Consider the following 13,321-nt stretch of genomic DNA (forward strand, 5'->3'; position numbering starts at 1 on the left):
GCAATGTCACTGCCAGGAAATTAAGGAGATCGAGAATTAATGATTGATCGACGTGTGTTTCGTTTACCTGGCATTACCAAGATTTTACTAATGCTTGCAGGGCTGGTGGTCCTGCAAGCATTTAGTATTTTATTTCAAGGGCGATTTCTGTCGCGAACGTTAACTGATTTATGGAATCGGCAGCCAGAATCGACCATTCTGATGCCTGTTCTATTGTTTGCCAGCGCGTTTGCATTACGTCAAGTATTGGTAATGCTCAAAAACCGAGTTATGCAGCCATGGGTTGACCGAACCGTGTTTAATCTACGTCAACAATTGTTGCAAAAACTTGTGAATATTGGACCAGCCATTGTTGCCAAGCAGGGAACGGGGAATGTTGTCACGATGGCGTTAGAAGGAATGAATCAAGTGACGACATACTTAATGTTAGTCGTCATCAAGATATTCGATATGATGATTATCCCCACAATTTTGATAATTTATATGTTCTTTTTACGTTGGCCTGAGGCATTATTTCTCCTTTTTATTTTCCCTGTGATTATTTTATTTATGATCATTTTAGGCTATGCGGCACGTGATAAAGCGAATCGCGAATACGCTAGCTATACGCAATTATCAAATAACTTTGTTGATGCTTTACGAGGGCTACCAACGCTCAAACAACTGGGCTTAAGCCAAAAGTATGCCAACAATATTTATGCGGTTTCCGAAGATCATCGCAAGAAAACGATGGGTACCTTGACCATCGCGATCCTATCGACATTTGCATTGGACTTTTTTACGACTTTATCGATTGCCGTGGTGGCAGTCTTTCTTGGCTTAAGTCTGGTCGCAGGACGGATTGCATTATTTCCCGCGTTAACCTTATTAATTTTGGCACCAGAATATTTTTTGCCAATCCGTAATTTTGCTAATGATTATCATGCCACTCTTAATGGTAAAAATGCGTTAACGGCAGTTTTAGAGATTTTAGCGCAACCGGAGCCAACCGATCGAGGCGTGCTTCCTGCTCAACAACCCAGTTGGAGTGAAGATAGCTTGCTGACGTTATCACATGTCAACTTTAGTTACGATGCTGGTCAAACGTTGGATTCACTAAAAGATGTCTCGTTAACTGCCAAAGGGTTTGAAAAAATTGGCATTATTGGCCCTTCCGGATCGGGAAAATCAACATTAATTAACCTATTGGGTGGTTTCTTATTACCAGATCAGTCCGATGACCAAAAGATCTCAGTTAATGGGACCACGGTGCCACATTTAAGTCAAACGAACTGGCAGTCACGTTTTCTTTATATCCCGCAAGCCCCCTATCTGTTTCATGCTAGTTTAGTCGACAATATTAAATTTTATACACCATCGGCGAGTGTGGCTGATGTAGAACGAGCTGTCGCTCAGGCCGGACTAACGAATTGGGTGGCAACGTTACCGGAAGGTTTGAAAACACCTATTGGTGAAGGTGCGCGGGGTGTTTCAGGAGGTCAAGCTCAGCGAATCGCGTTAGCACGGGCCTTCCTAGATCAGGATCGACGAATCTTACTCTTCGATGAGCCAACCGCTCATTTAGATATTGAAACAGAGGTTGAACTGAAAGAAGCTATTAAGCCGGTTTTTAAAAATCATTTAGTGTTCTTTGCGACACACCGTTTACACTGGTTAAATGAGATGGATTATCTCTTGGTTATTGAACATGGTCAGATCGTTGAGCAGGGAACGCCGGCTCAGTTAGCAGCCAAAGACGGGGCCTTTACAGCATTACGGCGAGAAATGGGAGGTGACGAATTATGAAGGGTTTTTTTGACACATTTCGTCATGACTCATGGGTCATGCCATACCTACGTAAGTATCGTGCCTTGTTAGTGACTGTATTGCTACTGGGAATTTTGACGACGATTACCGGATCAGCCTTAATGTTCACCTCTGGTTATTTAATTAGCCGGGCCGCACAGCATCCTTTTAATATTATGCTGATTTATGCGACGACGGTGTTGGTACGGGCTTTCGGGATTGCACGACCATCTTTTAAATATGCAGAGCGCTTAACCAGTCATAACTGGGTGTTGCGAATTGTCTCGGATTTTCGTAAGAAACTTTATCAATCTGTAGAACGGGATGCTGTCGCGATTCGTCAGCGTCATCAAACAGGAGACATTCTCGGGCTACTAGCTGAAGATATTAACCATATTGAAAATCTGTATTTGCGCACCGTATTTCCACTGATCGTGGGCTGGGGGTTATATCTTTTTGTCATTATCGCATTAGGTACCTTTAGCTGGGCGTTTGCTGGGTTAATGTTTCTATTGCTCGGTGTGATTGTCATCATTATGCCCTTAGCTTCGGTTGCATTGAATGGTGCTCGCGAGTTCAAGCAAAAGCAAACCCAGCAACAGTTGTATACTGCAATGACGGATGCTGTCTTAGGCGTCGGCGATTGGATGATCTCTGGGCGGCAGACCGATTTTATGGAGCGTCAGCTAACGCCCATTAAAGCGATGGGAAAGTTGCAAGATACAGATGATAAATTTCAGTGGTGGCGTGATTTAGTTGTACAACTCGTTATCGGTGTCATTGCAATTTGTATGATTTACTGGGCGGGAAATTATTTTAATACAACGCATCTTGCCATCAATTGGATTGCAGCTTTTGTCTTAGCCATTTTTCCGGCCACTGATGCTTTCGCCTCATTGCCACAAGGAGTTTCAGAATGGCCGGTCTACCAAGATTCGATTAAACGTGTCAATCAATTGGATCAAACAGTACCTGAGACGATTCCACAACAACAGTTAGCTGTGGCAGATTTTGAAACGCTCGAACTAAAGGAGACCTCATTTCAATATGAATCAGCTAGCCGACCGGTGTTAGACCATCTCAATTGGACCATCGATCGCGGCGATAAAGTTGCGTTACTTGGCCCTTCTGGGACGGGCAAGTCCACGTTACTTAAATTGGTTTTAGGCGATGAGACCCCCACTAACGGAACCGTTACCGTCAATGGAATTCCGATTGCTGCGCTACAGGAGCAACGTGGTCAATTATTTGGTGTGCTAGATCAACAACCATACTTGTTTAATACAACGATTCTCAATAATGTGCGCCTAGGAAATCTAAACGCAACGGATGAACAAGTGCGTGCGGCCTTGAAGGCGGTTGAATTAGATGGTTTAGTCGCCAGTCTGCCTGATGGTGAAAATACCGTCGTAGATGAAGCTGGGGCGCGTTTTTCGGGTGGTGAACGACAGCGCTTTGCATTGGCCCGAATTCTGTTGCAGGACGCACCAATCATCATTTTAGATGAACCGACTGTTAGCCTGGATCCAATTACTGAACACGAGTTGTTGAATACGGTCTTTGATTTATTGGCCGATAAAACAATTATCTGGGTGACCCACCATTTAGAGGGGATTACGCACGTTAAATCCGTTCGTTTTATGGAGGATGGTCAGTTTGAACTGGCTGGTGAGCCGCATGAGCTATATCAAACGAGTGCACGATTCCGGCGCCTTTATAATTTAGATAAGGGTCGGACTGATTGAAAAATTCTGCCAGTTAATGGTTATTAAGCCGCTATAATTAGTGCTTTTGCTAATTCTAGTGGCTTTTTGTTGTAAGCGGCCGTTGACCTGTGTCGTTTGTTTAGGTGCTTTAAGCTGGAAACGACTATAATGAGGACACGACTGAAATAGACGAGGAGGATTTAGTGTTGGCGTTATCTTATCAAGCATTAAAAACGGTCATTCCTGCGATTATTGAAGCCGGCAATGTTCCTAACATTGTGGGAGAAGCCGGTATCGGTAAATCAGCGTTAGTCGCTGATGTGGCAGCCTCAATGGGTGCTAAATTATTTACGACGGTGGTTAGTCTGTCTGAAAAGGGGGATCTCGCGATTCCAGTGCCGCCGTTAACCGAAGCTAGTTTTGTTCAAACCACATCATATGGGCGACTTGCGGATGTGCAGTATGGTTATGCGCATACGCTTATTGAATTGATTCAGTATGCGCAAACTCATCCGCAACAACCGATCATTTGGTTTCTTGATGAATTCAATCGTGGTTCGCAAGCGGTTCAAAGTGAGCTGATGAATCTGGTATTGCAACGCCAAATCAATACACTTACCTTGCCGCAACAGGTGAAATTGATTTTAGCAGCCAATCCGGATGCGACGATGAACGGGTTTGACGATCATTTCTACGGAGTGACTGCCGGCGATGATGCAATTAAAGATCGGACGACGCGGTTGGTCATGCAAGTAAATCTCGACGATTGGTTGCAGTGGGCAAAGCAAATAAATGATCAGGGGCAAGCTAACATTGATCGGCGTGTGCAAAATTATTTACGTGAATATCCTGATGATTTACGTCCGTTACATCCTGACGCAGATTTGTATCCGACGCCTCGGGCTTGGACGCGGGTTGCTAACAATTTACGAGCATTAGACGGATTATCTAAACCTGTCCAACAAGCTGTGCAATTTGAAGTCATTTTAGGTGATCTTGGCGAGACGGTCGGATCACGTTTCCACGCCTGGTTGAATCAAACATTGACAGTTCCCGAACTTTATGAAGAACTGGACTCCCCCTTACCAGCCTCCTTGCAAACCCGATTTACCCAATTATCAGTTGCTCAACAACAAGCTTTGTTAGTTACGGCAGGGATGACTGAAGACTTTCCACTAAGCCAGTCTGTGAATGCGGCGCGATTGCAAGCGTTGATTCAATTGTTGCCAATTGATGGTCAAGTTGCTGTGTCGACTACCCTAAGTCAGCAGCCAAAATGGTTGGCGGCGCTACAGGCGGCCGATCAAGCGGCCAGCCGGCAATTATTACAATTAGTGTTACGACGTATAAATGTGGGAGATTGAAAGCGCCCAATGGCAAATTTAGATCAGCAATTGCATCATTTACAACAGAATTCTGTTAGAACCGGTGATAGTGAACCATTCGTCAGCGATTTGTTAGCGACCTTCATGCGGGAACAGCCATTTTATGGTCATTTACTCGTTCAATTGCCACGACGTTATGAAAGTACGGCCAGTACGTTGTTTGCTCTAGGATGGCAAGGACCGCAACTAGGCTTATTGATTAACGATCGATGCTGGTCGACGGTTGTTAATGTTGATGAAATCCAGGCGATGTTGATACACCTCAGTCTGCATCTCTTATGGGAACATCCACTGCGTTACGCCTTTGAAGCTGATGTCGCTACAGTGGCAATCGCCACCGATGTTGCCGTCAATCAAATGATGAATCATCCTTTACCGCAAACGTGGACGTTAGCCGCGTTGAATCAGCAGCTTGGTCGTCATTTACCAGCTAATGCAGATTCACAACTTTATCTAAAGGCTTTACGGGAAAGTTCTTCTCAATCGGCTGATCCTGATAGTTCAGCTGATGCCAAGCAAGCAAAGTTCAATGATTCACTCAGCCGTCAGCCAACCGCCGTTTCACAGCGTAGGAATGGTCGCCATCGCTTAGACCAAATTAAGTCGATAACTAGTCAACTCGTCGATGATCCAAGCACTTGGCAGACGTTATCGCACCATAATAATCAACAGGCAAATGAGCAAATTTACTGCTTATTACGGCAGGCCCTTGCACAAACAACGTCCGTGCAGCGAGGTCGACTGCCAAGTACCGTCACCGCGCAAATTTCCCGGTTAAGGCACCGATGGCAAAACCAGCCGTGGCAGGCGTGGCTGGCTAGACTTACTGGTTCTATGCCTTTGGGGCAACAAACCAGTTACGCGCGCTTTAATCGACGGCAACCTTACCGAATGGAATTACCAGGACAATTACAACGACGAGTGGCTGAGCTGGTCATTGCAGTTGATGAGTCAGCGTCCATTGACTTGGACACATTGACAACATTTTTAACGACGGTGCAGGCGATTATGCGAGCGACACCAGCATCCATCACGGTTCTATTTTTTGACGCTGACGTGCAACGGTCAGTGACATTAGCAGCCGGTCAGATTAAATTACCGACAGATTTTTTTCGACGTCAGGTAGGTGGTGGTACGCGTTTTCAAGCGATATTTGATTATTTAGCCAGTCAGGTTAAGTGGGAGCAGCCACCAATCGTATTAGTGTTAACGGATGGACAGGGAGAATCAGTGATCACAGCGGAAGGCTTTACACGAGTTTTGTGGTTAGTCACGGCTGGGCATGAGCTGAGTGTTCAATCACCACCCGGTTGGGTTTTTCCATTAACGCGTGATGGGGGTGAAATTAAGTGATTCAGCTTTCTGAAAAACAGTGGGCGGCTGTTGTTAATCTTGAACCTAGTTATCTTCGTGCGCGATCAATACTGAATAATGATTGGCAAGCCATTGTTTTGGATAATCCGTTATTTGTCAGTTACATCACGGTAGCGGATTTACAGTTTGCTAGTCAATTAGCCGCAGCGAAAGTCGTGGAACAACCGACTAATCAATTGGTGAGTTTTGCGCAGCGACAAGTAGTTCGGCGTCGATTGGCGCCATTTCTATCATCAGAGGCAAAGACCTGGCTTAATCGAGAAGATGGTTAGTCAAAGAGCGGGTGGGAGCTATCATGGATGGAAATGTGCACATTTACGCAAGAACGGGACGTCAGTCGAATTGACTGACGTCCCGTTCTTGTGTATTGATAGTAGTTTACTTTTGTCTTGAACTTTTCGGCGCGATAGCTTAATTAATCAAGGCTTGGCTCTTGCCAGTTTGGATCTGGCCAATATTCCAATCCTAACGCGCTAATGATTGCTAGGATAGCGAAACTAATGAACAATAATTGATATTGTTTGTTTGTAATAATGGGTGTACTGAACACATTTAGAACACGATAACGCAAGTAATGGGCTGGATGTCCATTGATCGAACGCTCAGTTAGTGGCAGATAGGGACTAGCTGTCGTCGGCAGGCTGAAGGAATGATCCGTATAGTTGGTAATTTTTAACGTATAATGCCCAGGATCTTGCAGTGTGTTTGCCAACCCTGCATCGATATCATCGGCCGACCATTGATAGAGCGTGTGACCATTCAATTGCAGTCCGACGGACAGTTTATCGGACTGATTTGTGACCTCTGGTAGCGTTAACTGACTGAATGGTCGATTGGCGACAACTGGTTGAACGATCGAGTGATGTGGTTTGATGGTTAACAAATCTCGTTGGGCGTAGTTAGAAACAAGTTGCGAACTAACCACTTGTGTTTGCGTCACAGCGGTTTCAACGAGCGGTTGACGATTATGATGATCTGCATAGCCTAAACCAATTGCAAAGATGAGCAAGACGACAATGCCGGTCCATGTACGACCACGCTCGCCATAAGCTGGATGAGCAAAGAACTGTCGCAATAGATCACTGATATCATGTAAGCCGGTTGCCGCCATCATGAAGAGTAGTGGTAATGTCATGTACGCAAAGTGCGGATCAACTGTCCAGAAGATCGTATGCATAGTGTAAATGCCAAGCACAATTAATTCGTAAAACAAGACTTGATTGCGTCTTGGAGAGAGCATTTCAAATAGCGAGCCAATCAAAAGGGCACCAAGCACCGTAATATAAATGATCTGGGTGAGGTTAATTGCCAAAAATTGGAGCTTGTTTTTGTGTACCTGATAGAATGTTGGTTGTTTGAAAAATTGATCTGGTGATTGGAACATGGTTAAATTTCCAGTTGACCACATATTCATTGTCTTCTGATATCCTTGCTTAACCACGCCCCAAACACCTAATTCTGTCAGGCGTTGGTGAGCTAATCTTTGGGTTGCCCGTTGGTTGGCTTTGGGTGAATTTCCACTCATTTGTTTAGCGTCAGTTTCAGTGAACTGTCCACCACTATCTGCATTTAACCCCATGACTGCCCAACTCGCGGTCGGGAGTTTTTTACTTTGATTGAGGCGATAACCATAGTCAGTTTGCACGACGTGACTGACGCCAACACCAGCAAACCAGATCACTAAGAAGACGGCAAGTCCAGCCAGTCCGCGGATCACAGAGGTGCGATTAATCCTAGCAGCTAGGCACCAATATAGAAAGATGGCAATTGGAACAATTAACAGATTTGGTTTGACTAGATAGCCTAAAGTAAAGGTTAGTGCCATCCATCCAGCATAGGTCATCTTGCCGATGGGATCGTGACGGGCAAAATAACGGTTGAGTAAGATAATCATCATCAGCGGGATCACGACAGCGATGCTATCGACATAAAAGGTTAGCGCAAACCAATAAAATGGTGCAAAGCTAGCAGCAAGTAAGGCAAACATAGCCGCCGAACTGGTGGCTACGTAACGTTTGATCAGACGCCAGCTCATGATCAAGGTGAAATCAATGAGGATAAAGTTTACGATGTTGAGCAGATAACCGACCGCTAGCGTTGATTTGACATGAAATAGTTGAATTAACCAAGCTAAAACAATGGTCAGGTTGACATTATGTGGATACCAAGTGAAATAATTAAACCAGTGGCGAGAGCCATTAGCCAAGTTCATGGCTTGCAGACGAATTAAGGCGGGGTCGTTAGAACCAATTCCGACAAAGCTAAACGCCATATATCCTTGAATGACAATTGCAACGACTAAAATGACGAGACTGATCCAATTCGACCAACGATTGGATAGCCGTCCAAGCCACAAGTTAATCACGACCATGAAGACACCGACCGTTAAGGACATGAAAAATAAACTGGAGGGTAGTAGCCATAATGCACCACTAACATCACCAGTTTGGCGAGCAAGCGCGGTGAAAAAAATAATGCCAAAAACAATTGCGGTGATGGCAGCTACCGCTCGACGCAATGCAAGTTGAATGACAAGCCCCTCCTTTAAAAAGTGAGTTTAAACTGTTTTCGTTAAACTCGTTTTGTTGTCGGTATTAAGTTCATTTTACTCATCCTTAGTGGCGAATGCTACCGCTCAAGGTGCGAAAAGAAAATTAGTGGATGCTTTGAATCGCGTTACGATTTACGTGTTAGCAAAGTTGTTAGTAGGTGTTGCAACTGATTACCAATGGGGGCTGGCAATGATTGGCTGAGTTTTAGAGCCTGACTCGTATAAGTTTGAACTTGTTGTTCAGCCTCCTGTGGTCCGTCTAGTGCGATAATTTTATTGTTAATCGTGATAACATCTTGGTCAGTTAAGTTGGTTGGGTGAGCAAGCGCGCTTTCAAACCAATCCGGTTCCTTACGACTAGCAAGTAGTAATGGTAGTGTGTAGACGCCTTGTCGTAAATCATGGCGAACGGGCTTGGAGGCGGCCGTGGGGTCAGCAATAATATCTAAAATATCATCGCGTATCTGATAAGCCATTCCTAGTGACAGACCGATTGATTCAGCGGCCGTTTGCGTTGCTTTATCGCCATGACTTAGGGCAACACCCATGCCGGCGGCAAACGAGAATAAACGGGCAGTTTTGCCTTCAATTTCATTCAAATAAGCCCTGATTGTGGCATCGGTATGAAAGTTCAGCGCCAATTGATCTAGCTCACCGACTAAAATTGTCCGCATAATATCATTAGCCGTTTGGATTTGCTCGCGGGTTTCCGCCGCTTTTAAAATTTCAGTGAAGTAGCTGGTAAATAGAAAGTCTCCGGCATAAATGGCCGTTCGGTTTCCGGTGACAATTTGCAGTGCTGGCTGACCGTGGCGTTGGTCAGCATTATCGAGAACATCATCATGGATCAAGGTCGCAGTATGTAATAATTCAATGGCGGCAGCGGCCGAACGCAATCGTTTGGGATCAGCCGCTTGACCCAGCTGGGCGAACATATAGAAGAATCCAGGCCGCAGCAATTTACCACCAGAGCTAATCAGGTTTTTCATTCGGTTATCGATCGCGGGATTACCCGACTTGATTAAGGTTGGCAAATAGGCGATCAGATCTTGAAGTTGTGCGTTGATTGTTGGAAATCGTTGCCAAAGAGACGAAGCCATATGCAATTGGTCCTCTTCTTTCTCAATTGGGTCACAAGAAAAGTGCCGTGACACCAGTAGTTATCTGTTTTATGCTACAAGAAGTGAATTAAGCTTGTCAATGTAAGCCCCTCGACGAATTGACCAAGGACCTTATGTGGCAAAAGTAAAAACTGCAGAGAGTTGGTTAAGTATATATGAAACCAAAAGTTTTTTTAGAATTTGTCGAAATTCAATCCATGGTAGCGAGCATTTTGCCATTCATTATAGGGCTGTTGTATGTCTGGTACAACGCGCGCGCATTCCATTTGGGCGTTAGTTTGCTACTTTTTGTAGTGATTGAGCTCATGCATATGGCGGTTAATGCTAATGACAATATTCAAGATTTTATCTATGCGAAAGATGAGCAAACATTTAAAAAGATCACTAATGTTGTCGGACACTACCAAATTTCCGTACGATTAGCCGTCGAAATCATCCTTGGACTAAGCAGCATAGCTGCTATTTTGGGGCTAGTGGTTACAAAGCTAACATGGGGGGCGACTAGCGGCTGGTTTTTGACCTTGGGGATAATTGGATATGTCGTTGGTTATTTTTACGCTGGCGGCCCTTTACCCATTTCACACACGCCGTTTGGCGAGGTCTTTTCCGGGGTGACCATGGGGTATTTAATCATGTTGGCCACAGTTTACGTCAATCTGGCACCGCAGCACGCGTTGACATGGACAATGGCCGGTCACGTCTTTTTAGCTTCGGGATTAGCGGTTTTTGCAATTAGTAATATTATGCTGGCTAATAATTTGTGTGACGTGGAAGAAGACCGACTTAATGGGCGCAAGACAATCGTTGTATTGTTGGGACAACGATTCATGTTGCTCATCTGGTGGCTGAGCTACGGCCTCGGCTACCTCATGCTCGTGGCCAGTGTCGTAGTTGGATTATTGCCGAAGCTAACGCTCTTAGCCTTACTTTCGTTTCCGTTAGTTTGGCGGAATAATTTGCGTTTTAGTGCAGTTATGATCAAGTCTAAAAGTTTTGTCTATGCTATTAAAAATTCCGTCATTTTGACCGTTTCTTTTGCATTAGCGATGGGTATTGGTATTTTATTCAATGTGTAAATGGTAAAAGTTAATTTTTTGTTGGATGCTGGTTTGGTCGCCACCGCTCTTTCTACGAATGTGGTTAAATAAAAGCAACTATCATGAAGGGTTGAATTCAGTGGCCAAAAAAAAGCGACAATTTAAATTAAAACGGACGTGGAAGCGTTGGCGGCGGCAATTGAAACGTTTTTTCCTTTATCGTGGGCATCTCCGCTGGTTCAATACAGGATTGGTTCTTTTTGGAACTGTCATCATCGTCTTGACCGTGACCGGAGTGGGTCAAAAAATTTTGACACCCCCGACGAAGCCAGCGCCACAGCAAACCACGGCGCAGGCCCGTCGCACCTTTATTCGGCGGGTTGCACCGTACGCACAGTCTTTGCAGCAACGGACGAAAGTGCTGGCCAGTCTGCAAATTGCGCAAGCAATTCTAGAGTCTGATTGGGGCACATCCACGTTATCAAAAACGTATCACAATTATTTTGGCGTAAAGGCCGGTAGCAACGAACCAGGCGTCGTCTTGAGCACGCAAGAATTTGTCGATGACCATTATGAAACGGTTAATGCACGGTTCCGAACTTATCCCAATTGGCAGGCATCTTTTACGGCTCATGCACAGTTATTTGTTAATGGCGTGGATTGGAATCCAAATAAGTATGCAGACGTTTTAGCCGCGACTAATTATCATGATGGCGCGATTGCGTTGCAAAAGGATGGGTATGCAACAGATCCTGCTTATACCGCGAAAATCATCGCCATTATTGAAAAATATCGACTAGACCGTTATGACCAACCGACATAAATGGCTTCGGCTTCAAACGTGGACCTAGTTGCTAGGTAATAATCGACAAGAGGACCGATCAGAAACGGTCGGATCAGACAAGGGCATCTCGTCTGAGTGCATCCGAATTTTAAGCGGGTAACTTGTCAATTGCTTACATATCACCTACACTAAGTGCGAAAAACAGGAGGAGATACATTTTGGCAGAGCAAGCGCTTTATCCAGGACATACGTTAGGGATCATTGGCAACAGTTCAAATGGACCGCTGTTGGTCAACGCTGCACGTCGCGTTGGGCTCAACGTGGCAACATTTACATCTGAATCTAACAGCGAAATTGCAAGTTTAGCCGATGCCGTTTTTATTGGCGCTTTTTCAGATCGGCAACGCTTGCAGGCGTTTGCCGAAAACTGTGACGTCGTGACCTATGAATCAGAGCATGTTCCTGCCAGCGTCATTGAATTTATCAGTCAGTTTACCCGCGTGCCACAAGGGGCAGAAACACTGACGATGATGCAAGATCGTTCTTTGGAACGCGCCTTTTTTGAAAGTTTAAACATCAACATCCCGCCGTATGCAACGGTGGTTGAGTTAGATGATATTTATGTTTCAGCTGCGGCTATCGGCTATCCAGCTGTTTTAAAGCCACTTCAAAAGGGGATCGAGACCGAGCAACAATTGACCTTGCGCTCACAAGCTGATGCACCTTTGGCTGCGGATATGTTACAGCAAGGCCCGCATATTTTAGAAGCTACGATTCCCAAGGCCCAAGAAATTTCGGTTCTTGTTGCCAAAGGGTATCCGCAAGTTAATCAACTGGACGATCAAATCCAAGTGTTTCCAATCATTGAAACTAATTATCAACAAGGGCGGCTGTTACGTGCACTGGCGCCAGCACGTTTGTCAGCTGATGTTACTGCGGAGATCAAACGTATGACGGTCAATATTGCGACGCATCTTCACTACTACGGAGTATTTCAACTGAGCTTTCTGCTCACTGAAACGGGCAATTTATTCTTGCGGGATTTAGTGCCCGCCATGGATCGGTCGGGGTTAGTATTTGATAAAGGGGCCACCCAAACCATGTTCGAAGTGCATTTACACGCGGTTGCGGGGCTACCATTAGCTGCTCCAACTCAGTATGCGGCCACCGTATTGGCTTCCTTCGACGATGATCAACTCGAAGCCATTCGTACGCAATGGTTGCTGAAAGCGACTTGGGAATTTGTCTTTTACCATAAGAGTGGTCGACAAATTTCACCGGCGGCTGGGCATGTGTTAATTCAAGCGCCGACCGTGCAAGATGCGTTGAATCAGTTGTCAGCGACGACAATTTGGGATCCGGCGCGGCCGGTTCCGCCAACGCCGAGTCGAATTGAACGAAATCAGGCATTATAAGTGTTCATAACAGTCAAAACGTTCCAACTATTCAGAGTGCGGAGCGTTTTAATTTTGGCAAAAATCAATGATACTAGTGTTGAGTTCGCTGGATGTGGGCCGGTAAGATGGCGAAACGTATGTTCGTGATGATGGTTTGCTTGGCGTGAATTTGGTATACTTA

The 13,321-nt window shown here is 45.1% G+C and carries 10 protein-coding genes; 8 read left to right on the top strand and 2 right to left on the bottom strand.

The genetic code is table 11. The annotated features are described in order from the left end of the window. The first annotated feature begins 39 nt into the window (after window positions 1-39). The 5 genes from cydD (at window position 40) to ACYQ0Y_RS09445 (ending at window position 6,522) form a co-directional block, all read left to right on the top strand. Window positions 40-1,785 carry a thiol reductant ABC exporter subunit CydD gene (gene cydD, locus ACYQ0Y_RS09425; RefSeq protein ID WP_407884167.1) on the top strand — a complete coding sequence of 582 codons (1,746 nt, stop codon included), beginning with the start codon at window positions 40-42 and terminating at the stop codon, window positions 1,783-1,785. Beyond that, window positions 1,782-3,530, top strand: a complete 1,749-nt coding sequence (cydC, locus tag ACYQ0Y_RS09430; protein ID WP_407884165.1) for a thiol reductant ABC exporter subunit CydC — start codon at window positions 1,782-1,784, stop codon at window positions 3,528-3,530. Before cydD ends, cydC begins: the two co-directional genes overlap by 4 nt. A gap of 167 nt (window positions 3,531-3,697) precedes the next feature. Further along, complete coding sequence (locus tag ACYQ0Y_RS09435; protein WP_407884163.1) at window positions 3,698-4,855, top strand: AAA family ATPase; 1,158 nt, start codon at window positions 3,698-3,700, stop codon at window positions 4,853-4,855. 9 nt (window positions 4,856-4,864) lie between these two features. Then, complete coding sequence (locus tag ACYQ0Y_RS09440) at window positions 4,865-6,229, top strand: vWA domain-containing protein (protein ID WP_407884161.1); 1,365 nt, start codon at window positions 4,865-4,867, stop codon at window positions 6,227-6,229. Next, on the top strand, window positions 6,226-6,522 hold the full coding sequence (locus ACYQ0Y_RS09445; protein WP_407884159.1) for a hypothetical protein: 297 nt from the start codon (window positions 6,226-6,228) through the stop codon (window positions 6,520-6,522). The genes ACYQ0Y_RS09440 and ACYQ0Y_RS09445 overlap by 4 nt, the downstream gene beginning before the upstream one ends. Before the next feature lie 143 nt (window positions 6,523-6,665). Here ACYQ0Y_RS09445 and ACYQ0Y_RS09450 read toward each other — a convergent pair whose 3' ends face one another. After that, a complete protein-coding gene (locus ACYQ0Y_RS09450; RefSeq protein ID WP_407884157.1) occupies window positions 6,666-8,768 on the bottom strand; it encodes a hypothetical protein in 2,103 nt (700 codons plus the stop codon). A 158-nt stretch (window positions 8,769-8,926) separates the two neighbouring features. Next, entirely contained in the window at window positions 8,927-9,901 is a 975-nt protein-coding gene (locus ACYQ0Y_RS09455; RefSeq protein ID WP_407884155.1) for a polyprenyl synthetase family protein, read from the bottom strand. Between the two features lie 176 nt (window positions 9,902-10,077). Here ACYQ0Y_RS09455 and ACYQ0Y_RS09460 point away from each other — a divergent pair, with 176 nt between their 5' ends. The 3 genes from ACYQ0Y_RS09460 to ACYQ0Y_RS09470 all read left to right on the top strand — a co-directional run bounded on the left by ACYQ0Y_RS09460 (window position 10,078) and on the right by ACYQ0Y_RS09470 (window position 13,158). After that, window positions 10,078-10,998 carry a UbiA family prenyltransferase gene (locus tag ACYQ0Y_RS09460; protein WP_407884153.1) on the top strand — a complete coding sequence of 307 codons (921 nt, stop codon included), beginning with the start codon at window positions 10,078-10,080 and terminating at the stop codon, window positions 10,996-10,998. A gap of 100 nt (window positions 10,999-11,098) precedes the next feature. Next, window positions 11,099-11,782, top strand: a complete 684-nt coding sequence (locus ACYQ0Y_RS09465; RefSeq protein WP_407884152.1) for a glycoside hydrolase family 73 protein — start codon at window positions 11,099-11,101, stop codon at window positions 11,780-11,782. 179 nt (window positions 11,783-11,961) lie between these two features. Beyond that, on the top strand, window positions 11,962-13,158 hold the full coding sequence (locus ACYQ0Y_RS09470; RefSeq protein ID WP_407884150.1) for an ATP-grasp domain-containing protein: 1,197 nt from the start codon (window positions 11,962-11,964) through the stop codon (window positions 13,156-13,158). The last annotated feature ends 163 nt before the right edge of the window (window positions 13,159-13,321 follow it).

Source organism: Furfurilactobacillus curtus, assembly GCF_054657915.1.